22 protein-coding genes and 1 riboswitch are annotated in these 24,538 nt (G+C 39.8%); of the genes, 9 read left to right on the top strand and 13 right to left on the bottom strand.

Annotated elements, in window-relative coordinates; genetic code table 11:
* Positions 1-101 precede the first annotated feature (101 nt).
* From AKG98_RS15855 to AKG98_RS15830, 6 genes are all read right to left on the bottom strand, one after another.
* Positions 102-551, bottom strand: a complete 450-nt coding sequence (locus AKG98_RS15855) for a hypothetical protein (RefSeq protein ID WP_067048003.1) — start codon at positions 549-551, stop codon at positions 102-104.
* A gap of 514 nt (positions 552-1,065) precedes the next feature.
* Positions 1,066-1,671, bottom strand: a complete 606-nt coding sequence (locus AKG98_RS15850) for a peroxiredoxin (protein WP_067048000.1) — start codon at positions 1,669-1,671, stop codon at positions 1,066-1,068.
* 4 nt (positions 1,672-1,675) lie between these two features.
* On the bottom strand, positions 1,676-2,176 hold the full coding sequence (gene tpx / locus AKG98_RS15845) for a thiol peroxidase (RefSeq protein ID WP_228140335.1): 501 nt from the start codon (positions 2,174-2,176) through the stop codon (positions 1,676-1,678).
* A gap of 240 nt (positions 2,177-2,416) precedes the next feature.
* Complete coding sequence (locus tag AKG98_RS15840) at positions 2,417-4,327, bottom strand: methyl-accepting chemotaxis protein (RefSeq protein WP_067047994.1); 1,911 nt, start codon at positions 4,325-4,327, stop codon at positions 2,417-2,419.
* A 671-nt stretch (positions 4,328-4,998) separates the two neighbouring features.
* Positions 4,999-5,592: an NADPH-dependent FMN reductase gene (locus tag AKG98_RS15835; RefSeq protein ID WP_067047992.1), complete on the bottom strand. Its 594-nt coding sequence runs from the start codon at positions 5,590-5,592 to the stop codon at positions 4,999-5,001.
* 1 nt (position 5,593) lies between these two features.
* The gene (locus AKG98_RS15830) at positions 5,594-6,502 is read right to left on the bottom strand and encodes an EamA family transporter (RefSeq protein ID WP_228140326.1); all 909 of its coding nucleotides are present in this window, start codon (positions 6,500-6,502) and stop codon (positions 5,594-5,596) included.
* Between the two features lie 128 nt (positions 6,503-6,630).
* Here AKG98_RS15830 and AKG98_RS15825 point away from each other — a divergent pair, with 128 nt between their 5' ends.
* Complete coding sequence (locus AKG98_RS15825) at positions 6,631-7,113, top strand: MarR family winged helix-turn-helix transcriptional regulator (RefSeq protein ID WP_067047970.1); 483 nt, start codon at positions 6,631-6,633, stop codon at positions 7,111-7,113.
* Positions 7,114-7,320: 207 nt separating this feature from the next.
* Here AKG98_RS15825 and AKG98_RS15820 read toward each other — a convergent pair whose 3' ends face one another.
* Positions 7,321-8,250, bottom strand: a complete 930-nt coding sequence (locus tag AKG98_RS15820; RefSeq protein ID WP_067047967.1) for a patatin family protein — start codon at positions 8,248-8,250, stop codon at positions 7,321-7,323.
* A gap of 623 nt (positions 8,251-8,873) precedes the next feature.
* Positions 8,874-9,317, bottom strand: a complete 444-nt coding sequence (locus AKG98_RS15815) for an Lrp/AsnC family transcriptional regulator (protein ID WP_067047965.1) — start codon at positions 9,315-9,317, stop codon at positions 8,874-8,876.
* Between the two features lie 109 nt (positions 9,318-9,426).
* Here AKG98_RS15815 and AKG98_RS15810 point away from each other — a divergent pair, with 109 nt between their 5' ends.
* Complete coding sequence (locus AKG98_RS15810) at positions 9,427-10,014, top strand: LysE family translocator (protein ID WP_067047963.1); 588 nt, start codon at positions 9,427-9,429, stop codon at positions 10,012-10,014.
* 87 nt (positions 10,015-10,101) lie between these two features.
* Here the strand turns inward: AKG98_RS15810 and AKG98_RS15805 are convergent, their stop codons facing one another.
* The 3 genes from AKG98_RS15805 to AKG98_RS15795 are packed head-to-tail and all read right to left on the bottom strand — an operon-like array spanning position 10,102 to position 11,797.
* Complete coding sequence (locus AKG98_RS15805) at positions 10,102-10,989, bottom strand: hypothetical protein (RefSeq protein WP_067047961.1); 888 nt, start codon at positions 10,987-10,989, stop codon at positions 10,102-10,104.
* Between the two features lie 13 nt (positions 10,990-11,002).
* On the bottom strand, positions 11,003-11,239 hold the full coding sequence (locus AKG98_RS15800; protein ID WP_067047959.1) for a helix-turn-helix transcriptional regulator: 237 nt from the start codon (positions 11,237-11,239) through the stop codon (positions 11,003-11,005).
* 9 nt (positions 11,240-11,248) lie between these two features.
* Entirely contained in the window at positions 11,249-11,797 is a 549-nt protein-coding gene (locus AKG98_RS15795; RefSeq protein WP_067047957.1) for a DUF2975 domain-containing protein, read from the bottom strand.
* A 229-nt stretch (positions 11,798-12,026) separates the two neighbouring features.
* Here AKG98_RS15795 and AKG98_RS15790 point away from each other — a divergent pair, with 229 nt between their 5' ends.
* The 4 genes from AKG98_RS15790 to AKG98_RS15775 all read left to right on the top strand — a co-directional run bounded on the left by AKG98_RS15790 (position 12,027) and on the right by AKG98_RS15775 (position 15,877).
* On the top strand, positions 12,027-13,055 hold the full coding sequence (locus AKG98_RS15790) for an ATP-binding protein (protein WP_067048257.1): 1,029 nt from the start codon (positions 12,027-12,029) through the stop codon (positions 13,053-13,055).
* The gene (locus AKG98_RS15785; protein ID WP_067047954.1) at positions 13,055-13,753 is read left to right on the top strand and encodes a response regulator transcription factor; all 699 of its coding nucleotides are present in this window, start codon (positions 13,055-13,057) and stop codon (positions 13,751-13,753) included. The genes AKG98_RS15790 and AKG98_RS15785 overlap by 1 nt, the downstream gene beginning before the upstream one ends.
* Positions 13,754-13,857: 104 nt before the next feature.
* Positions 13,858-14,511: a TrkA family potassium uptake protein gene (locus AKG98_RS15780; RefSeq protein WP_067047952.1), complete on the top strand. Its 654-nt coding sequence runs from the start codon at positions 13,858-13,860 to the stop codon at positions 14,509-14,511.
* A gap of 1 nt (position 14,512) precedes the next feature.
* Positions 14,513-15,877: a TrkH family potassium uptake protein gene (locus AKG98_RS15775; RefSeq protein WP_067047950.1), complete on the top strand. Its 1,365-nt coding sequence runs from the start codon at positions 14,513-14,515 to the stop codon at positions 15,875-15,877.
* A 189-nt stretch (positions 15,878-16,066) separates the two neighbouring features.
* Here the strand turns inward: AKG98_RS15775 and AKG98_RS15770 are convergent, their stop codons facing one another.
* Positions 16,067-17,467, bottom strand: a complete 1,401-nt coding sequence (locus AKG98_RS15770; protein ID WP_067047948.1) for a hypothetical protein — start codon at positions 17,465-17,467, stop codon at positions 16,067-16,069.
* A gap of 886 nt (positions 17,468-18,353) precedes the next feature.
* On the opposite strand from AKG98_RS15770, the gene AKG98_RS15765 reads away from it, so the two are divergent.
* Entirely contained in the window at positions 18,354-19,685 is a 1,332-nt protein-coding gene (locus tag AKG98_RS15765; protein WP_067047946.1) for an efflux RND transporter periplasmic adaptor subunit, read from the top strand.
* On the top strand, positions 19,685-22,786 hold the full coding sequence (locus tag AKG98_RS15760; protein ID WP_067047938.1) for an efflux RND transporter permease subunit: 3,102 nt from the start codon (positions 19,685-19,687) through the stop codon (positions 22,784-22,786). Before AKG98_RS15765 ends, AKG98_RS15760 begins: the two co-directional genes overlap by 1 nt.
* Positions 22,787-22,890: 104 nt before the next feature.
* Here the strand turns inward: AKG98_RS15760 and AKG98_RS15755 are convergent, their stop codons facing one another.
* Positions 22,891-23,223 (bottom strand): hypothetical protein, encoded by a 333-nt coding sequence (locus AKG98_RS15755; protein WP_067047935.1) that lies wholly within the window; start codon positions 23,221-23,223, stop codon positions 22,891-22,893.
* 426 nt (positions 23,224-23,649) lie between these two features.
* Here AKG98_RS15755 and AKG98_RS15750 point away from each other — a divergent pair, with 426 nt between their 5' ends.
* Positions 23,650-24,000 (top strand): phasin family protein, encoded by a 351-nt coding sequence (locus AKG98_RS15750; RefSeq protein WP_067047933.1) that lies wholly within the window; start codon positions 23,650-23,652, stop codon positions 23,998-24,000.
* Between the two features lie 346 nt (positions 24,001-24,346).
* Positions 24,347-24,448: riboswitch (purine riboswitch) on the top strand.
* Positions 24,449-24,538: the final 90 nt, after the last annotated feature.

Raw genomic sequence — 24,538 nt, 5'->3', positions numbered from 1 at the left:
CTCAGGTCAAGTAACGCCCTGATACGAGCGTCGAGCTTGACTGATTTATACCCAAGCTACTTCAAGATACACAATCAGCAACTTGAAGTAGTTTGGGTATATTATGCGATTTCTTTGAGCTCACTAATGCTTTTAAGGCCGCGTCTGGTTTTTACTTGCAAGGTATCTAACGCTGAGCCCAATTCAACAACATTAGAACCAATGCTAAATTTACTATTAGTAAGATATTGATGCTTCACACTGAATTTACTAAGCAGCAAGCCCATATTACTTTCAGGCATTAGTTTTGCGATTACGACACCAAATAAAAGAAATGTTTCGCCACAATCCGGATCATTGTCTCCAAGGCCTTTAATCGCAGTCACTTTGCAAAAAGTACTTACCTTTCTTGTGCTTGTGACTACACAAACGATACTTCCTTCTCGAAGCTCTTTCCAAGCAGCATTTTTAACATTCCCTAATTGCTTTTCCGAGATATCAAATATGACATCTGATTCTGTTGGGTAGCATTTTTTGTAATTTTTATTATGTATGTTATTTAGCAAAAACATGTCTATTTCCTAATTATGTACAACGCTGTCATGATACAGGTAGTTGTAACCACGCAATTATAATCTTTCTATATTGTTTTTATACTATGTCTATAAACGTAGTCAGCTCTGTTAGCGGCTGATTAAATAACAGCTAACCGTCCTATAGTAATCCTACCTGCACCACCAAGCAAGGATTCCAGCTTACTCAACACTTAAGCTTAGGTCAATTATACCACTTAGCAGTATATGCGATGTTAACATATTACATCACATGTCCCATTTTCATCTATGCCTAGCGCGTCTAAAAACAAGCTATCATGACCATAATACTGATTCCGGTCATGAAACAGCTCATAGGCAAGTGTCGTTGGTTGTTTTGGTTACATCAGAAGTTGATAATCGGTTTACCACGCCAAGTACATTGAGGCGTTTTGTTCCAAATCCATTTGTTTGCTAACGAGAACCTTAGATACAAAAAAGCCTCCAATGAGGAGGCTAAATTAAAGGCGCTATCAAATAAACAGGGTTTATTTTATAGACGGCTTTGCGCAACCTTAACTGCAGCGTCTAAATCAGGAATTGTCGTCAGCTCAGGTACGCGCTGAAGATAAATAATCTGATTGTTCTCATCTGTTACGATAATGCTACGAGCTAACAAACCAAGTTGTTTGATCAATGAACCCGTTTTTAGACCAAATGAATGATCTAAAGAATCTGATAAGTAAGTCACACCATCAAGGTTATGTTCCTTGATAAAGCGTTGTTGAGCAAAAGGTGTATCTGCGCTAAGTGCGTAGAATTCAATGCCTTTCAAATTATCATTTGAGTTAACATAACTTGATAAGTCAACGGCTTGCTGCACACATACTGGCGTGTCAACTGATGTCAAAATACTGTATACTTTGATTTTTTTGCTTTCTGCACTCGTATCGTACGACTTTAAGCCAGACGTCATAAGTACAACAGATGGCATAAAGTCACCCACTTTTAGTGCATTACCAGTCAAGTCAAACTTGTTGGTTTGCTCAAGTGTTACAATTTGACCAGTACCAAAACTTGCACTTTCTTTTGTCGTTTCAAATTGTGCAAATACACTAGTTGAAAGTAAAGCAGATAATAATATTACTATTTTTTTCATCGTATTATCCTAAAGCAGCAATAGCTGCATCGTAGTTTACTTCATCTGTGATTTCAGATACTAATTCACTGTGAACAACCTTACCGTCTTCATTTAAAACGATAACAGCACGTGTTGCAAGACCAGCAAGTGCGCCTTCATTTAAGTTAACACCATAGTCTTCTGTGAACGTTGGTGAACGGAAGAAAGAAGCAGTTTTAACACCTTCAATACCTTCTGCACCACAAAAACGGCTTGTTGCGAACGGTAGATCCGCAGAGATACAAAGCACAGTTACATTGTCTATACCCGCTGCTTTTTCGTTAAAAGCACGGACGCTAATCGCACATACAGGCGTGTCAACACTTGGGAAAATGTTCAACACAACTTGCTGTCCTTTTAGGCTATCAAGGCTTAACTCAGTCAGATCTGCAGCACAAAGCGTAAAGCTTGGTGCAACTTGGCCAACTTGTGGGAAAGTACCAGATACTGAAACAGGTGTTCCTTGGAAAGTAATCGACATTATTAACCTCATAATTATGGTTTGCTTGGCACGTTAGATTACGAGCCATAAAAAATATTTCTTGATCTAGATCAAGATTTATACATCGACAATCTACCATAAGGTTATTCTTAGACGTAAGTAAAGTAATGTAAGGCTATGTAAGGGTATATAGTAATTGGTTAAAAAACCCAAGTTAATAAAAAAGCCATTAAGCATGAATACTTAATGGCTTTTCATTCAAAAAAATCAGGCTAAGCGAGATTACCTCAGTTTAAATTGAGCCACAATTGATTTCAGTTGCTCATTGGCGACGGCAACATTTACCGATTCTTGAGCGGTAGATTGACCGTTTATGGCTAGCTCTTGCGCCATTTCACGGATCGCAGTCATGTTACGAGTCACTTCATGAGAAACACTACTTTGCTCCTCAGCCGCGGTTGCAATTTGCGTGTTTAAATCATTAATTTTCGTTACAGAACTCGCGATATGGTCCAAATCTTCAGCGACCGTATACGTGTTTTTAGCAGCCTGCTGGCAAGTTTCTTGTGTCATATTCATCGCTAATATCGCAGAACTTGAACCCGCGGTTAATGCATCCAGCGTCTCTTTTATTTCAGCCGTACTCACTTGCGTTCTCGCCGCTAGCGCACGAACTTCATCAGCAACAACAGCAAAACCACGACCTTGTTCACCCGCTCGCGCAGCTTCAATTGCCGCGTTAAGCGCCAGTAGATTTGTTTGTTCAGCAATCTCACCAATCACATTAAGTACTTTAGTGATAGCTTGCGTATCTTTCTCAATCTCTTGGATACTTTTTGATGAACTTTCTACATCTTCAACCAGCTTAGATACGGTTGATGTAGTCGAAGTAACCGTCACTTTCGACGTACTTACCTGCTTATTCATTGCATCTGTAAATTGTGACGCTTCCTCAGCATTACTGGCAACATCATTTGCTGTTGCGCTCATTTCTTCTACTGCAGCTGCAATTTGGTCTGTTTCAATTGAGTGAGCATCCAATACTTGATTATTGTTCCTCGTTTGCTCTTCTAGTTTCCCAACACTTTCGGAAATATGTTGTGAAGAGTTATCGATCTCTAGCATCAAGGTTTGCAGGTTCGTAATGAAAGCATTAATACCTGCCGAAATATCACCTAAGTCATCGTTACTTTCAACCGGTAAGCGACGCGTTAGATCACCATTACCTTTAGATAAATCCATGACAACTTCTTTCAGTGATACAATCGGACGGTAGACAATGTTCAATATCGTAATAGTCAAGAATAAGCCTACTGCGAGCATGATAGCAGAGACCACAATAGCACTTTCTAACGCCTCATCAACTTCTGCATAAGCTACAGACTTATCAACACCAATAAATAAGTACCATCGTTTTCCATTGACGAGTGTAATTTCTTGCGTAAAGGCTAACTTATCGACACCATCTAAAGTATAAGTTGTAGTATGTGCACTTTCACTTAACATACCGGATTTAACATTACCCATGCCGATATCTGAAAAATTAACACCCGTTTTCAATGTGAGTGAATTGGATGCTAATGCATTACCATCGCCATCCATAATTGCAGTCACAGAACCAGGGTAATTAACATTTTTAACGGTTTTTTCAAGAATTTCTAAACCAATATTACCTAACAGCACACCATTACCAATATTACGCACGACTGAAATAACCGGAAGACCGGTACTCCTAGCGTTATAAACATCCGTTACATCTAGTGTTGCTGTGTTCTTACCTTTGGTATACCAAGGGCGTTTACGCGCATCGTAACGTTCTATAATCGCAACGCCATTAACCCAGTCTGAATTTTGAGCTGTAGAATACGTGACGCCATCGTCAAATGCGAAAAATACGCTCGCAAAACCACTGGTTTCTTTTATGAGTCGCGCGATTGTGACGTAATCATCACCTAGGCCATTCGACTGGTATTTTTGAGTGATCGCATTAAGCGCATCCGTTTTTGTCGTAAACCAATCTTCAATTTTTTTAGCTTCGTAGCTTACGATTGAACTCGACAGCAGGTTCACATCTTCAATGGTTTTAGATTTAATTATATTGTAAGAAATTATATTTGAAACAAGTAAAATAGCGGTCAGTAAGATAACTACCGACAATATGATGAGTCTTTTGAATCCTAAATTTTTTATCATTGTTTTTATTCCACAATTAGATAGATCAGAGATTAACTGCTGAGATAATTTGCATCCATAAAAATTAACCGCAGTAGTGTCAAACAAACTTAGAATATGCTTTAAATTAACCTCATACTCTTCTCTACATCCTTCATTCTCTATTTATCGCTTCCTAATAACGAGAATATTCTAAATAATCCATCAATGACACAATGCAGCGTATCGACCATTTCCCGTAAAACATTAATAAAAAACGATAAAATGATGAGTTACATGCAGAGAAGTAACGTAGTACCGGGGAAAAGCGAGGCTAAAACTCGCCTATAGAAGTGATTCTGAAGACACACGGCAAGAAAGCTGGCGATCAATGTGATACCTGATTAACTATGTTAGCGCTGGAATATATAACATTTTGAGGTCTACGTTTATTTATTCCCTAATGCCTTCGCAATAGACGGAATAGCTTTTTCGGCCGAACGCCCTATTACATACCCACCTAATCCGATATAAAATCATGTGCAAACCGTTCTTCAAGAGTAATAGCGCCGAGCGCATTGAGGAATTTACGTTCCAAATCAATTTGCTTACTGACTAAGTCAATTTTCTTTTTTGTATAGAGCTATAACAGATAATTAAGCAAAGAGACGTTGACTAGCAACAATCAACGCCTTATTACACGAGATATTAGGCTACATGCCATAGCGGAACGGTTTACCAGCATTGACCATATCGCGGTGCACAGGAGCAAGCGCATTAGCATAAGCGGCAAGCAATGCCATTGTATACTCGCTGCGGTCATGTAAACTCTGGTCAGTACATTCATGCTCAGATATCAGAGCATCATCGCAGTGCCGAAATATCAGATGATCAGGCAGAAAACACACATGGTTGTTTTTGTTACCCGTCATTCGTAATTCACTAATCGGGTAAACACCATTAACAGTTGAAGAAACGCCCACCAGCAGCGCTGCCTTGTGAGCTAATTCCTCGTCAGTGGCTAGCATCAAAAAATTCTTTAATGCAGGCGTTGCCATTCCATGCCATTCAGGAGTAATAAAAATGAACGCGTCCGATTGCTTGAGCGTTTGCGCAATAGATTCCCATGGTTTCCACTCCTCATCGCCTTGCCATACTCCCTCATTCCAAAATGGCAGATCCAGTTGATGTAAATCGAGAACCGTTACCTTGTCAAAATGGCGGTCAGCCAATGTTTGTAGGTAATAGGCAACATTCAGGCTTTGAGAATTCGCTCTTTGACTTCCAGATACTATAGTAAGCTTCATATTAACTCCGTTTTACACTTTGAAATTGTGCTAAATGATTAGTTTGTGCGGATGGCCGAGGCGCAGCCAGCGCGATTGAAAACAAAATGGCTGAAGCGCCTATAAATTGAGGCCAAGTCAGCGTTTGATCTAGGATAAGATAACCAAGGAAACAGGCCGAAACACTGCTTAAAAAGCCGATAAAAGAAACCGACACGGGTGGTAGTTTTTCGATACCACGAAACCAGAGAAAGTAACCTAAAATGCTACCAATAAGACTCAAATACCCATAACCAAAGTAGTTTGTTGCCGTCAGTTCGGTTGGAATACCTTCCACCCAAAGTGAAACAGGTAACAGAATTATACCGCCAAATAATAACTGCCAACCGGTAAATCCAAGCATTGTCATCCCCTTTGGACGCCCCCATTTTTTTGTCAGCACGACACCTAACCCCATGCTTAAGGTGCCAAGAATGGCAATCAACACACCTTCGACATTTAGTTCCGCAGAGCTATTTAGCACCAGCAGGCTCACTCCAAAGATACCGAATCCACAGGCGATCATTTGTTGTGAAGAAAAACTGGCGCCCAGCAAGTACCAACTCAAGATCATGATAATCACAGGCTGACTAGACATGACCATCGACGCCATGCCACCCGGTAGGTAGGTTGCCGCAAAAAACAAACAATAGAAGAATAAACCTATGTTTAAAAAACCGAGCGTAGCCAAACGCAACCACCACATCCCGGCAGGCTTTGTCTGGCTAATTAGCACCAGTAATATCCCTGCGGGAAGCGCACGGATGGTTGAAGCGATAAGTGGACTTTCTGGTGGTAATGCTTCTGTTGTCACTATATAAGTACTACCCCAAACGATGGGCGCAATTGCGGTTAACGCGATTGTCTTAATTTGTTGAATCCTATTCATCATTCACCTTCACTGATAGTTGCCAATCTCTTACGAAAGTATCTTTTTAAAAAGATACTATTTAAAAAGTAATGGAAAAAGATCCTTAAATCAAGTATCTTTTTGAAAAGATATTTATTTGAGAGATAAAAATGCCATCAGACAAAGTCGATAAAATCCTTGAACAGTGGTTAACTGTTAGACCCGATCTGGATTGCTCTGCAATGGGGATTATCGGGCGATTACGTCAAACCAATGACGCATGGAAGAAAAAGTTAGATCCTGTTTTTAAAGAAAATAAATTAAGCGGCATTGAGTTTGATATTTTGGCCACCATACGTCGCAGCAATACAGCGGTTACCCCAACAGAGTTGTATCATACCCTTATGCTCTCCTCTGGGGCGGTCAGCATGCGTATTGAACACTTGGTGAAAAGTGGATTTGTCCAACGCATTGCTAGCGAGAAAGACCGACGTAGCTGTAAAGTAACTCTGACTAAAAAGGGAGTCGAGTTGATAGACACAGCATTGAATGCGCATGTTGCCAACATGGACAACATGCTCAGCGTACTTAGCAACCAAGAGCAAGCGCAGTTAGCTAACTTGTTAAGGAAGATACAGTTAGCAGACCAATAACAATTAAAAGGAAGTTTAATGGACATTGATATTCGGAAAGCGGAATCGAGCGAGTATGCTTCACAACTCACTCAAAAAAATATGAAAGTATATTATAAAGCAAGAAGCCTGACATGGGATTAGAGTTAAACGCTACGTCCGTTCATATTAAATAAATTTAACGCTAGGCGTAAATCCCATTATTCCGCATCGACTTCGTGTACCACATCATCGATACATATCAATCCCTTGATAAGATTCTAAAAATTGTCGACCACAATCAAACCCTTGTTGATAATCATAATCAAGCGATGTCTTTTTGCTACCAATCAATTTTGATTTTAATAACCGAGTTGGATGCAATTCGTATATGGAAACATCTTCTGGGGGACTCTCTAAAAACATCTGAGCTTTGAGATACGATTCTTCATGATCGATTAACTTATTCATTATTTCTTTGGTTTTTAAATTTTTAATGTACGGTGTTAATTTAGCTAAAAATTTATGTTCATATTTGACCTCTGGCGGTGCAGTTCTAATCACGACAATATGTTTATAGCCTTGCCGATGTACCTCTTCTAAAGGTATTGGCGCCTGCACACCACCATCTAACCAATGATATTTATCGAGTGTAGCAGGCGTATTATAAATGCCCGGAATAGAACAACTCGCTTTTAATGCCAGCTCCCAACCGGCCCCAAATAAATCAAAATAATCCACTTGATTATTATCAGCTTGAGTAGCCGTCACTAACACTACACGGTTTTTCATATTTTCATCACCACGATTCCAATCAAGTGGTATCTTTGTTTTTGTTTGTTCAATCAACCAATCAAGATCCATACCTTTACTCTCGAATAAAAAAGAACGCATGTTAAAGAAGTTTTTATGCATTGTGGCTTCTGTAATCACACGATAGGCGTGCCTATATTGACCACAAATATAGGAGGCAAGATTTAATGCGCCTGCCGAGGTACCAATTAATAATGAAAATGGATTAAATTTTTCTTTAAGAAAAGCATCTAGCACCCCTGCAGTAAAAATACCTTTTTGACCGCCCCCCTCGACAACAAGCGCAATAGAATTGGCTTTATTAACACTGTAATCTCGGTTTTCTTGGGAACGCTGTGCTGAATAGTAGTGGTGATTACCTGACATTAAAATTCCTAAAATAATCCTGATCAAGGCACGTGAAAACACGCGATGATGCACGGATATTTCGTTTTGGTAAGTCCATTACATCGAGGAAATCATGCTATTTCAGGCACAGTCAATGACCTCCAAGAAGACAAAATCCACGAAGGTATCCACACTCAATGTAGTGTACTTTTAAACGATAAATAGCGATGGCAATACTGCCATATTGAAGGACTCCTGCTTTAAATAATGCTATTTGTCACGCAGACGCGAGAGCTGATTGATCAGCCTAAAGTATTTCAGGAAAATAGAGAGCATCAACAATTAGCAGTATTATCTTCGATAGATATACTTACTCGTGCTGATAAAGTTCAATTTATACTAATCTTACGATGTGCAAGAACCTGATTTTAGACAGAAAAAGTCATAAAAATTGCATAGAGGAGGTAGTCTGAAGGTTATGGCGGTGTCATCTCTGTACCTTGAACTTGAAATGTATAATTATACGAAAACATATAATAAAGCAGGGCTATAATACACTTTGTTTAACTTTAAAGTAAAGACGCAGTTTCACTAAGTTTATCATTTACGCCTCAATACCTTAGCAATAGACAGTATCAATTTTTCGGCAGTCAACCCAAGCACTACGTCCGCGCGTCCTTAGCTGTTTCCATCACCACCAGCGTAGTAATTGAATTTACCTGTGGGATCTCGCCTAATACATCAGAATGAAAGCGTTTGTAAGCGGTCAGATCAGCAGTCTCGACTCGCAGCAGATACTCATTGGCACCAGTAACATTGTGGCACTCAGTCACCTGCTCCACATCCATGATCTGCTCTTCAAAACCGCATTGAGATTTTTGACTGTGGCTCGACAACCCAATAGTGACATAAGCGATAAAGCCAATACCCAATTTTTTTGAATTTAGCACGGCCCGATAGCCTTGAATAACGTCACTACGTTCCAGTTCTTGCACACGGCGTAATGTCGCAGAAGCCGATAATCCGATCCTTTCTGCAAGCTCTACATTCGATAATCTACCGTTCAATTTAAGCTCACGCAATATTCTTGTGTCAAACCTATCCATAACAACGATTCCTTGTGTATTTTCTTCAATCAGCGCAAATATAGGCACAAAATTTACCCCGTATTTGCTTAAAATACAACTACAAATCAAAACTAAAATATGGATAAATATGGAATATCAACAGCTTATACCACTAATAACTTTCGCACTTGTTTCAACCGTATCACCAGGACCAAACAACATTATGCTAATGACCTCTGGGGCAAATGTTGGCTTTATGCGTACTATCCCTCACATGCTGGGCATTATTCTTGGCTTCAGTTTGATGGTTGTTTTAGTTGGCTTTGGTTTGATGGGTTTGTTCACCGCTTACCCTGTTATTCAGCAAGGTTTACGTATTGCGAGTATGCTTTACCTGCTTTATTTAGCGTTCAAGATCGCCAAAAGCAAGCCTATGACGAACGAGGCATCTGATTACAGGCCCATGACGTTTCTGTCTGCTGCCAGTTTTCAGTGGGTAAACCCGAAGGCTTGGACAATGGCGCTAACTGCAATCAGCGTTTATGCAGCATCCGCTGAACTAAAAGATATCATGCTCGTGTCTCTGATCTTTGGTCTTATCAATGTCCCTTCCGTCAGCCTTTGGGCCATCGCCGGAAAGCAATTGCAGACTAGCTTGCAAGCACCAACAAAGGTGAGGATTTTTAACTACGGTATGGCAGGACTACTGGTGTCTTCAATTCTTCCGATGATTTAACGTCATGTTGAAAATGATGAGGTATATACGGTGAGATAACGCTTGGTTTGTGGGTATGTTTACCCACAAACCAACGATACTACGATACTACGATACAGGGTATTTTGTGCCAGAACGTTGTTTACGTGTCAAATACACAATAGCGGAGCTCACAGCCACACCGATAAATACCCACTCCAAGGTAAACTGGCTAATACTCAAGATCCGATCAATATAAGACTCAATACTTGAGTAGTAGAGGTACAATACAAATTTTGCACCACTCTGCGTTAGTACCATTAACGCGATGATAGTCTGTAAAATCAATTTATTGAATCCTGAATAACGGTTCAAATAAATCAAATAACAGATAAAAAATGATGCCATCACAGGTTCAATAAAAGTAACAGAAGCAATCACGTCTACCTGCCATGGATAAGGCACCTCTAAAACACCTGCTGAATCAGGGGACGTCAAATATGGCATCAGTGGCTGAATTATTTCTTTTAGTGTCGGCAGAGCAAAGAAAAAAGCCAGTACACTAAAAATAATAACTAACAAAATACTAATCACCTTACCGTTTAGTGCTGACCCTCTACTAATAACAACAATCCCCCCAGTTATCATTAACGTAATTAACAATTCAGGTAAATAGCTGTAAACCCATAAAAACAGATATTGCTGATCAACGGTATAACCGGCTGTTAGTGGTAAACGTATAAACAATTCTTGCAAAGCTGCCATTGTAATAAAAACCACAGACCACTGCTTGATAAAACTTGGCGATATTCTCCACTCTTTAACTCGTTTGCTCAACCATAGTATTCCAATATTTTGCAATACGAACAACGCCAGAGGCCCCCACTCAGGCGGTTCCCATTGAGGGTAACTTACTCCTGCTTTAGTCATTTGAATATGAATGCCGACAGCGATAATACCTATGATAAATAGATAAAATCCAAGCCATAATTTAGTTTTCATTTTTAAAACTGTCATCTATCCCTCCAGTTTAAGCCGTGTCTGAACTGGCGTTATCACTTTTGTTAACTTCAAACTCAAGAATGTCACCTGGCTGGCACTCTAGTACTTCACAAAGCTTGTCGAGTGTTGATAACCGGACCGCTTTCGCTTTACCGTTTTTTAAAATCGACAAGTTTGCTTCTGTGATACCAACAGCTTCAGCCAAGCTTTTTAAGCGCATTTTTCGCTTCGCCATCATTACATCTAAATTAATACAAATAGTCATCTCGGCTCCTTAAATTGTGTGGCTGTTTTCAGCTGCAAGAATATAACCTTCTTTCATCACCCATGAGATAATCAAGATAATAAAACCAAGCACCAATGTTAAAAAATCCACCCCTAAAAATCCAACTGAAACTATACGTTCACCAGGGGGATTATTAAATGACAAGATAAGCGACATTAATGTGCCGTAAACGACAGAAGCACCAACCCAATAGAATAAGCTGTAGCCTAGTTTTTGATAGCTCATCACATTATCAAGTGTGAAAATATCATTCCGTTCGTAGCTGCGGAATAAATTAATCAGTACCTTAAGCGCATACATAATGATGCTGCATAAAAATAAGCTGGCGATCATGGCTAATATTCGCGTTGTTAACGTTAGCGGTAACTGTGTGTAACTATCAATGTTATGAGTGATTTGAATGGCCCCTAACGATGTAAGAAAATCATATGATGTTTCAACCGTTAGCCAGTAATAACATACCGCTATTGGGGTGAAAACAAAAAGACTTTGAAAAAATATGCGTGCACGACGGCTTTGCTTTTGAATCTTGGACATAATGAGTAATCCTGTTGAGTAGATAACTGGATACTAAGGCAAAAATAAGTGCATTTCAATAATTAATTATCGTTTTGCGATAATTAATTATCAAATAACAACCTCACCACGTATTGAACTATTAGATTTACATCATAAATAATCACTAATTTTACGCTTTCTTTACGCGAACAACTGACACTAATTTGCTACAGTATTTACAAATCATTCTTTATGGCTTGTTTGTATGATGCACAAGTATTGGCGTTCTAACCTCGTGTTTTTCACGTTCGTTATATTAATTAGTGCGCTATTAAGTAGCGTTATCATTGATCTGCTGTTCGGTGCAACGATTGCGATATTACTTATTTTGCAGTTAGCCGTGGTGGTCGTAGCCTTACGGTGTAACGCGAAGTTTGCTTATTTTGCAGCTATCTTCGAAGCCGTGAGTTTCAATTTCTTATTTACGACTCCGCGTTATTCATTACAGATGTTTCATATGGACGATATCGTGAATCTTCTGGTATTTGTCATTGTTGCACTGACTGCGAGTCAATTGGCGGAGCATTATCAACGTCAAAAAAATGAGTTAAAACAAGCTCAGCTTAGAAACAGTATCCTACTCTCGGTTTCACATGATTTACGCACGCCATTAGCGACGATCATAGGCACACTAACGACCCTAAAAGAATACATGGCAAAGCTTAGTGAAAGCGAAAAAATAGAGTTGTTAGACAGCGCAACAGTAGAAAGCCATCGGCTGCATCAATACATAGAAAACCTACTTCAGGCAACCAAGTTGCAGCATGGTGCACTCAAATTCAATAAAAGTGACGATTCCATTTTAAACGTTGTTAACCAAACTATCGATCGTTTTCCAGAATCACGGCAACGCATCAAGCTCATCGCTGCAACGCCATTACCGACGTTACAGATAAGCAGTTCCTTGATTGAACAGGCTATTTTTAATGTTTTAGACAATGCGCTTCGTTACACCCCTTCAGACGACATGGTCAATATCAGCGCCTACCAAGCAGATAATGAGGTCATTTTAGACATTCAGGATGAAGGCGACGGAATAACGCTTGAGCAAGCTGCACATATTTTTGACTTGTTTTATAGCGATAGTCCGCACAAAAATAATGATAGTGGCACCGGGCTTGGTTTATCCGTCGCGAAGGGTATTTTGACCGCTCATAACGGTAATGTTGAAGCGATACCGGTTACGCATGGCTGTCTGATTCGTATACGTTTACCCATCACTAAGGAGATCAAATAATGACTTATAAAGTATTGGTGGTCGATGATGAACCACAAATTCATACTTTTATTCGTATCTCATTGGCTGCGGAAGGTTTCGACTATATTGGGGCGACATCGATTAAGTCAGCTCTGGACATTTTCCGTCGAGAACAACCGCATATTGTTGTGCTTGATCTGGGACTGCCTGATGGGGATGGCATTCAATTTTTGCGTACTATTCGTCAAACCGTTAAGACGCCCGTACTTATTCTAACAGCGAGAGATCAGGAAGCAGAAAAAGTACGTCTATTAGAAGCTGGAGCGAATGATTATTTGAGCAAGCCATTCGGCATTAAAGAACTGATTGTGCGCATTAAAGTACTTGTTCGTGATTTGGTCGATAACGCGCCTTGCTCAGACATACTCGTCAGTAACCGACTTCAATTACAAAAAAGTACCAATCAAGTATGGCTGGATAGTAAAGAAATCGCCTTAACAAAAAAGGAGTTTTCTTTCGTTGAAAAGCTAATGAACCAGCCAGGAAAACTAGTAAAACAAGCGGATTTACTGGAGGATATTTGGGGACACACGCATCGCTGTGATACTCATTATCTACGCATTTTAGTGAGTCAGCTACGTAAGAAATTGAGCGACAGTGCCGATCGGCAACAACTAATAAAGACAGAGTCAGGGCTGGGATATCGCTTAATTTCAGATAATGCTAGACATCATTAATCCTAAAACATCTTTCGTTTCATTTCATTTACTGAACATGACGATACTTAGCGGCGCTTGCGGGTGCTTATTATCACTTTTTTAAAATAGGAAAGGCAGTCATTATGGCTCATTTTACAGTTATCGGTTTGGGGCGGTTTGGTGTCTCTGCCAGCTTGGAGTTAATTCATCTTGGTCACACAGTTACAGGGATAGACAAAGATCCTAAACTTATTGAAAAGTACGTAGAAGAACTGACTCAGGCGGTTATCTGTGATGCTACCGACGAAAGTGTGCTAAGCGAATTAGACCTCGCAAACAGTGAAGCAGTGCTGGTTGCAATAGGGGAAGACATGGAGTCCAGCCTGCTTTGCACACTAGCATTAAAGAATCTTGGCGTAAAAGGCATCTGGGTTAAAGCGAGTACGAAGGCCCACCATACGATAGTGTCCAAACTAGGGGTATCACGGATAATTCACCCAGAAGAAGAAATGGGGGTTCGTGTCGCTCAAGCCCTTAATTACCCTATGGTGAATAATTATCTATCCATAGGCCATGGATTTTATGTGGTGGAAATTCGCATAAAACCAACGCTGCATAATAAGCTAATCTCTGAAGTGATTGGTCATACTCGGAATCAGGTGAGTGCGGTTTTAGTTAATCGAGAAAAGGAAGTTTTCACTCACATTAATGATGATTTTGTATTACATGTGAATGACACGTTATTGTTGTGTGGCACACGTACGGAACTTAAGTACATAGCTCCAAGGTTGGTGTAACGTGGTATTGTGGCATCCTTCAATCTCACCCATTGAGCGTAAACCCAAAGCCGGCAATAAATTACTTGGCGCACCACCGCTCATCTTGAGTGGCAGTTTTGCACTTTTAATTCTACTTGGAACCTGCTTACTGAAATTACCGATGGCAACGCTAGTGCCTATTTCTTGGTTGCAAAGTTTTTTTACTGCAACATCAGCGATAACCGTCACAGGTCTCGTTGTGGTCGATACGGGAACGGCATTCACGCCATTTGGTCAAACCATTATTGCACTACTGATCCAATGCGGTGGCCTGGGATTAATGACGTTCGCAATTGTCACACTGATTGCGCTCGGTGGCAAAATCAGTTTTTTGCAACGCACAGTAGCAAGAGAAGCCTTTAACCAGACCGACACCTCAACATTGGCATCGACAGCCAAGTCGGTATTGGCCTTTTCATTATTCGTAGAACTGATTGGTATGGTGATTCTCTCGGTATACTGGAGTGGTGAATTGGGTTGGAAAACCAGTTTATTCCATGGGTTTTTCTATACCATCAGCGCATTTAACAATGCCGGTTTTGCCTTGAGTGCGGATAGCTTAATGCCTTATGTCGCAGATCCTGTTGTTAACCTGACAATTACAGGGCTACTCATTATCGGCGGTCTTGGATTTTCAGTCTGGACTGATCTACGCCGTAACCGACGCTGGTCGCGCTTGACCGTTTATAGCCGGATGATGATTACAGGAACAATATTCATCAATGCAGTCGCCGTTATTGCCATCTACCTGATTGAATACAATAACCCAAATACGTTAGCGCCACTCAGCGAACTGGGAAAATGGTTAGCATCTTGGTTTCAGGCTGTCAGCCCTCGTACAGCGGGCTTTAATACCTTAGCAATTGACCAACTTGAAGATGCAACCACTGCCCTAATGTTAGTATTAATGTTCATTGGTGGAGGCTCGTCAAGTACCGCTAGCGGGATTAAAGTCGTCACTTTTATGTTACTGATTCTCGCTACCTATAGTTATTTGCGTCGTGATGAATCGATCTACGTATTTAAACGTGAAATAGCCAAAGACACGGTGAGTAAAGCGCTGGCGTTGACGATGATATCAATCGGGATCACTTGGCTAGCCATTTTTGCACTGTTACTCAGTGAGAAAGCACCCATGATTGATATTGTGTTTGAAGCGGTTTCCGCTCTGGGTACGGTCGGCTTATCCCGAGGTTTAACAGGCAGTCTTTCTGAATCGGGTGAGTTTATTATCATTTTTATGATGTTTATGGGACGCTTGGGGCCATTAACGCTCGCTTACTTTCTCGCGAGCCCAAGAACAAAAAAACTGCGCTACGCAGAAACTAAACTTGCCATTGGATAGGTGATTAAACGACAGAATATTCTTTTAAAGATTAACTGTGTTTCCTAGACTGTAGGAAACACAGTTACTTACTTTTCATCTTTAATTAAAAATAGATGTGCAAATCATTATGAATTTGATGAGATCACATCTGAACTCATTAAAAGAGTTGATGTGATGCTGATGGAAACCCAAGAACTTGAATACTCTTTAATTGTGAGATGAAGCTTGAATACTCTTCATATTCTCAGCGTTAAGTCCAAGACGATATCTATTATAATCCTTAATCATGTAAAATGTGTTCTGGCTCCAGTCTTTTTTAGATGTCATAACCACATTACCGTTGACCATTTGTATACCGGATTGCGTATCTGGAAAACCAGTAATAACCTTAAGATCTTTCGTATCCACTACAGTTCCTGCTTTCAGTAGCTTCGCTAGTGTACTAGTCTTAACTGTAAATCCACCAGCACCCACGCCATATGTTGCATAAAAGTTATCACTAGTTAAATCATAATCAAATTGTTCTACATCGTCTTTTAAATCTTTAAACAAATCTGTCAGAGTTGGAAGCCCACCAGCTTCAGCGTCACTGGCTTCTTCCCAAATCCCCTGCTTAAGCACATATACATAATCCTTGTCGTCAACTACATTGTAGACAAATTTAAAAGGTAATCCTGCAACATTACCTTCATTAGGATTAGGAAAGATACCATAACTAGTTACGATCTCATCATCCCCTAAATCTTTTATTGTAGCCTTGAAATTTTCGACTACTTTAAAGGATGCATTCCCGATAAGCTGTTTATTTTTAATGTCATAGACATATACATAACCACCTGAGAATGATGAAATTAGATAGTCGTTACCATAAAATTGCCATTTTATATTTTTTGTACCGTCAAGATTAACATATTGATCAAGCTCAGTATCAAATACTCTTACAGCACCATTATCCGTGTTGACAATAAATTCATGATCAGACTTATTTATTGTTTTGTTCATGTACTCAGAAAGTGATTGATCCGGGACAGTCTCAGTAACAGATAGTAATCTGTTCATATCCGCTAAAGATATAAAATCCGTAGGGTTTACTATATCTTCGTTATCACTTAGATCGGTTAATTTTTCGTTTGAACTTCCAATGATATAACGTCCACTAAGATTGTAATCTCTATAATAACATTTATCTGTAAAATTAGGTTCATACACTTTTGGGAAGTTCGTAAAGTTAACGACACGACGTTTACCATCACTACCAACAGGAGATATATTAAAGCGAGACCTCTTTTCTAGATCCAGCGGTTCTGGTTGTTGAGGACATGTATTACTAGCTAGCATGGCTGGAGTTATACTAAAAGATTCAACTCGACCTCTGTCCTTGCTATACGCTCTCTCCGTATCTTGAGTGGATTCAGGTGTCCCCGTTGTCAACTTATAATCTATATCTGCGCCTAAAAATTCTGAAACTATATTGTCAAAGTTATACTGAAGAACACGATCAGAGCCTGTAGAGCTATGTCCACTGTTACTGTTACTTCCACCTCCGCCACACCCCATCAGAAGCGAAGATAGCAATGAAGCTACTATAGTATTTTTACTTATATTCATTAGTTTTCCTAATTTATTTTTGAGTTGTTATTTCGATTTCGCAGCTTAGTCTTTAAAAAAAACATATCAAGAGGCACTCATATTAGGTTCGGTCGTTAATAATCCACAAATTTAGGATTAATGGAAGATAAGCTAATAAAAAATAAAGATTTAAAGTAAATAAGGCGAACCTCACTCTATCCTTTTGTAAAATAACAATTACCTTACTTTACAGAAATTGACTGTAATTCAATTTTCTTTACAATCGCTGTTCTTAAAATAAACATTTATTCTTTACAATCATGAGGTTAACATTTTAACTTTGTATGAACTGACGAATATTACGTACGTATTTATGGCGTTACATATTCATTGATTGGTAATCAATATTTTGTAAGATTAGTAACTAGATAAAATTTTCGACTAGAATGAAGGCTAACTAACTGCCGTTTCAATTAGACAGGTTTAGAGCTAAAAACATGGTTTATCCATTGGCAATACATTACATTATCTTAGGTAAAATCTGATGGTTATGATGGTACCCCAGATGAATTACCAGAGCATTTAAGGGAGGCTTCCGTAGAATGTGCTTGGTTTCAATACGTCGAAATACTGAATAACGGTCACTCTTGGGTCGTACACAATGATAAGAAGACGAGCTACCATTAGTCGCAATCCGTAAAATTTCTGCATGGGTTTTCTTTCAAACCGCGTCTGCTCTGATAAGCACAGCCACGTTTACGCCACCTTAGATAAAAAGGTTGAAGATGCGATAGCCTTAATGCGTGTGCATTTAAACCTTTATTACAACAATTAACACCCACTGATTTAGACATGCAGTTTTATCACAATCTCGCCCAACAGAACTATAATATGTTAATCAATTCAATTACAACGGATCAATGCAATGCAGAAGTCTAAGCTACTGTGGCTACCGTTCGGCATTGCTGCTGGGCTAGGTATCATGGCCATTAATAACTTCATCATGGAAAAAGACGTTGTATTAGAAGCGATCGAACCTACACACAGTGTTTATACTACTCAGGTCCAAGTTCAGAGCATTGCTCCCGCAGTAAAAGGTTATGGTCATGTCATCGCGAAAAACAAGTGGCAAGGTATCTCCGAAGTCAACGGTAAAGTCATTTACAAAAACGAACGATTACAAGGTGGTACGTTCATCAATGAAGGTGTGGAACTACTGCGCCTAGACCCGGTATCGTATAAATTAAATCTAACAACTGCACACGCGAACTTAGACAATATTAACGCTGAAGTTGAAAATCTCGATATTGAAGAGCAGCGCTTAACGCGTTCATACCAAGTCGAGAGCAAAACCCTTGCGCTGGAAAAAAAAGAATACCAACGTAATATCAAACTAAACAAAAAAGGTACTATCTCGGCGTCAAGTTTAGAGCAGCAAGAACGTATCGTATACAATACCCAGCTACAATTAAATGATTTAAAAGCACAAGTAAATCAACTTCCAGCCCGTAAAAAAGCACTACAAGCACAAATAGCCCAAGCGCAAAGCCAAATCGATCAAGCACTACTTGATTTAGAAAATACCATCATTACCATGCCATTTAACGGTCGTATTATTGATGTTAGTGCCGAACTGCGACAGTTTGTGTCTGCTGGCACGAGTCTGATCTTGGCCCATGATGTGTCGACATTAGAAGTCGAAGCGAAAATGCCCACCAGCCAGCTCAGCCGCCTCATACACAGCTTAAAACAAGACCGAGATGTATTAGATAATCTTAACGCTGTCCCTGATATCGCTATCGCGAATTTAACGGCACGTATTACATTACGTAATTCATCATCAGAAACCCATTGGCAAGGTAAGGTAACCCGAATCCTGGGTGAAATTGATTCGCGCTTAGGCACTGCAGGCTTAGTCGTTGAAGTTGACTTTGATTTCCTTGAATTCATTAAACGTAATGATCCCAATGACAGTCCGATTATCTCGGGTATGTTTGTTGAAGTGACCGTAAATGGCCAAGTTCAACCGCAATTAACCGTACCATTAGCAGCCCTGCATAATAATCGTTTATACCTGGTAGATGAAGATAATAGACTGCAATTACAAACCGTTAATGTGCTGTTTATTCGCGATCAAGTCGCCGCCATTAAAGCAGATGGCCTTAAAGTCGGTCAACAAGTGGTGTTATCTGACATTATCCCTGTTGCCAATGGCCTAAAACTAGCGCCGACAGTGTGGGCAGAGGATAAAGAATAATGATCCTGTTCTTTACCAGACATCCGACTGCTGCCAACTTAATTATGGCGATGTTTTTAGCACTCGGTGCGATCACTATTTCTGATATGAAGCGGGAAACCTTTCCAGACTTCTCCGTGACCATCGCACAAATTACCGTGCCCTACCCAGGTGCGAGTCCAGAAGATGTCGAACAAGCCATTTGTTTACCAATGGAAGATGCCCTCGATGGGATCAACAACCTTAAAAAACTCACCTGCAGTGCCAGCGAAGGTGTTGCGGTCACCACAGCTAAAATGACCCATGACGGTAATGGTACTACCTTTATTTCGGATATTAAAACCGTGGTCGATGCCATTGACCAATTCCCTGATGAAGTGGAAACGACTATTGTAAAAGAACTCCTGACATATGACAGTGTGGTCAGTCTGGTTATTTACAGTGACATGGATAAACAAGCACTCAAACTGTATGCCGAAGATGTTAAACGCCGTCTAAAACGCTTAAAAGGTATTGCCCAAGTTGAGATCAATGGTTTCTCTGATCCACAACTGCGCGTCGAACTTGATTTAATCGCCCTACGTCAACTCAATGTATCAGTCCAGGACGTGGCAAATCAGATCGCCAAACAAAATGTGAAAATGCCCAGTGGTAACTTGAATACCCCCAGCAGCACAATCCTATTACGTTTCGATGCACAGCGTTATACCTCACGCGAGCTGGGTGAGATCATTGTTTTTAGTAATGAAGATGGCAGTAAAATACAGTTAAAAGACATCGCCACAATAACCCGACGCTTTGAACTAGACGAATCGAAAATATCGGTCAATGGTAAAGAAGGTACCATGCTCGATATCAAAAAGTCGAAAGCCGATGACTCACTGGATGTACTTGAAGAAGTGCAACAATTTATTGTAAGCGAAAAACTGAAAACACCGGATAGTATTAAATTCTCGCTCACAAAAAACATTGCCTCGATCGCGAAAGATCGTCTGGAACTGCTGTTATCAAACGGTTGGCAGGGGTTCATTTTAGTATTCTTGGTGATGTGGTTATTCTTCCCTTGGCGCTACGCCATTTGGGTTGCAATGGGCTTACCAGTCTCTTTCCTTGCCAGTATGTATGTACTGTCATTAGTGGGCATTAGCTTAAACCTGATGTCGATGGTGGCGCTGCTAGTAGCTATCGGCCTGTTAATGGATGATGCCATTGTATTATCCGAAAGTATCGCTCATGAACTCAGTAAAACCGAAAATAAACTTGCGGGGATCGTCAGGGGGGTTGACCGGGTTAAAAATGGTGTATTTTCATCGTTCTTAACCACAGTGGCAATTTTTGGCTCGCTGGCATTTCTTGAAGGGGACATGGGCGCAGTACTTAAAGTGATCCCGATAACCTTAGTGATTACCTTAAGTGTATCCTTGGTTGAAGCATTTTTGATCTTACCGCATCACCTTTATACATCCATTAAAGATGTCGATGGCAGCGTTGCAGAAAGCAGTTTCAAAGGACGTTTTAATAAGAAGTTTGAATACTTCCAGTTTACTATTTTACCTAAAGTGATTGGTGCTGTTGTGGACCGTCGTTATATGGTCACGGCAGGCATCATAGCTTTGTTCATCGGTACAATATCGCTGGCATCCAGTGGTATCCTACGCTTCTCAGCCTTTCCCGAAGTGGAAGGTGATTGGGTACAGATAACAGTATTGATGCCGCCTGGCACCCCCCTTCATAAAACAGATGACGTTGTTGCCCGAATTACTCATGATATTAAGGCTACCAGTGCCAACTTTGGTGAACAACCCGATAAGGAATCATTGCTTAAATATATCACGGTACAAAGTGGCGCGAACGCTGACGCAGGGGAAACAGGTGAACATGTCGCCACGATCTTTGTTGACCTGCTCACATCAGAAAAACGCTCGACACGTATGGCCGATTATTTAGCTGCACTGCAACAACAGATTGGTGTGATTCCCGGTGTGACAAACCTGATTGTCCGCGAGCCTACAATCGGACCAGCGGGGCGTGCGATTGATATTGAACTCAGCCATCCTAGTATTCAAACGTTGAAAGATGCAGGTAATGAATTGGCACAATACCTGTCACAATTTAATGGTGTGAGTAACATTATTAGCAATCTTCGTGATGGTAAACCCGAACTGAGAATGTCACTGCTGCCTGGCGCTGAAACGTTTGGTGTCACAGGACAGGATATTGCAATGCAACTGCGCGCGGCATTTTTTGGTGTCACCGTCGATGAATTACAAATCGGCAGTGAAAATGTCGAATTAGACGTAAGGCTGGCCGAGCGTTACCGCTCTAATCTGGCTTACTATGAAGATTTCCCTTTTACCCTTGCTGATGGTAGCCAAATACCCCTTGCCAGTATTGTGAAAGTAGAATGGGGCCGTGGTGTCAGTCAGTTAAACCGTATTAATAATATCCGGACGATGTCGTTAAAAGGTGACATTGATAAAGAAAAAGCCAATACCGTAGAACTGATGACGCAGATGCAGAAAGATTTCGTCCCTAGCCTGACACAGAAATACCCTGGTATTGAAGTGCGTTTAGGGGGGGAAGTTGAATCCACCGCTGAAACTGGCACTTCAATGGTAAAAAGTTTCTCAATCGGTCTGTTCGTGGTCTTTGCGATCTTAAGCTTCCAGTTCCGCAGTTATGTTGAACCTCTCATTGTTATGCTTGCGATCCCACTGGCACTTATTGGGGTATTCTGGGGTCATTACATGCTGAATTATGATCTGACTATGCCGTCAATGCTGGGCTTTACGTCACTGGCCGGGATCGTAGTGAATAACTCCATTTTGTTAGTGCAGTTTATCAAAGAAGATTTAATCAAGAGTAATAACATTAGGCAAGCAGCAATACATGCAACAACTCACCGTATTCGTGCGATCTTAATTACCACAGCGACAACGGCAGCGGGCTTAATGCCGATATTACTTGAACAAAGTATCCAAGCTCAGGTGATTATCCCACTGGTTGTGGCATTGATTTTTGGTTTGTTAGCATCAACCATGTTAGTAATCTTAATTCTACCGGCTTTTTATGGCATCTTAGATGACTTTGGTTTAACCGAACGTCACAAATTAAGTGACTAGACCATTAACATGAATGACGCATAAAAAAAAGCCAGAAACAAAATGTAACTGGCTTTTATCGATACGGTTATCGCATACTTTAACTTGAATGTGACAATCTTTCGTTAAGCACAAATACCAATATGACGGCTTACATCATCAAACCAAGGTTGGCTTTCGCAGTCGAGTTCTACATCAAATTTACGGGATAACATTGACTGTACGTTTTTAATCGCATCACTGGCAATCAATACTTTTTCGCCTGCTGCATCATTCTGTTTTAAGGCAAGTTCATCGGCATAATTCAGTAAATCTTCAGCAGAAGCCAAATTAAAAGAAGCTGTGTGTAAGATGTCTAAACTTGCTTGCTTATAATTACATCCACGGATAAAACTAATCTCTTGTCTTACACGTGACACAAGCGCCAAACCATCTTTTATTAATTGTTGAAATTCCACTGTTAGCCTCTCAATTAAATTTAAGTCGCCGAATTATAGTCACCATCCTCAAAAAGCAGAATTGAATATAATTAAATTTTCGTTATAACAATGTAACTGGTCATTAATAATAAGATAGCTGTTCAATTAATAACTTACAATATGTATAAACAAAAATTATGAGCCTTGATAAGTATTATATGAATAAAAAATCGTTCCCATCACCCTTTCACTAATCCTACATATAATCACACAGATACATGTTTGAATTACTCATACTAAAATAAGATTGCGACCAAATAAGTGAAGCATAGTTAGACTGAAAAACCATTCTAAATTAATCTTTATTTTTCTATAAAAGTAAATCCACAATTTGTATGCATTTTCTAATTTAAAACCATATTCTGGCCACATCAAATAGAAACGCACCCTGAAAGGATAAGTACCATGACACAATTAAACGTAGTTGATACAGCTAAAAAACTTTGGAGCAGCAAAGACGAAATCGCTAAAAATATTTGGCTAGCAGGTCTTGGTGCATACGGTAAAAGCATTGATGAAGCGAACAGAGTTTCAGACAAATCTTCAACATTATTCGAAGAGCTTGTTGCTAAAGGCGCTAAGATTGAAGAATCAGCAAAAGCAAAATTATCTGATAAGAAAATCTCTACAGACGTTTTAGAAAATCGCGTAAACCAAGTGTTCACTAAAATCTCTGGTGTTGATAGCACTAAAGTTGACACGCTAAATGCTAAAGTTGACGAATTAACTAAAGCAATTGCTGAACTTAAAAAGTAACTCTTTTTGACGTTAAAGTAGTTCTTTTAAAGTTGATAAAATGGTGAGCCTAGGCTCACCATTTTTCGTTTTAGGATATAATAAAGTGCAAATCAGCAACAAGTTCACCAATATTTAGTCAAATATGAACATATAAAGCATATTATCGACTTGTTTAGATATTGACCAAAAAGTCAGTTAAATGAAAAATATTTAATATTATCCAGTTATACACCTAAATCCTTTCAAAGCCCTATAAGTAGCAGTCCGCCCTAACAATACTGGCTGTTTATATCCTAGATACCTGCCTGTTTTGAATCATCGCATCGCACAAAAAAATTGACAACCGCGTCAACATCTTTAAGATGCCCCGCAAGCAATGTGACGTTGTATAATTTTGGCAATATGGGCCTTAAGTCTCTACTCTGAAACCGTAAATTTCAGACCTACAATGAAGCAGGATAATTGTACCTTTTTTCTGGTATAGTTCCCCTACCCAAGTTTATACTTCGGAATATTGTCATTTTAAATCAACCAACTAAATAGTAATGGGTGTTTA

It is taken from the genome of Moritella sp. JT01, from assembly GCF_001574435.1.
In the GTDB taxonomy this organism is placed as follows: Bacteria; Pseudomonadota; Gammaproteobacteria; order Enterobacterales; family Moritellaceae; genus Moritella.
Note: the sequence above shows the minus strand (reverse complement) of the source record. Positions and strands in the feature narration are given on the sequence as shown.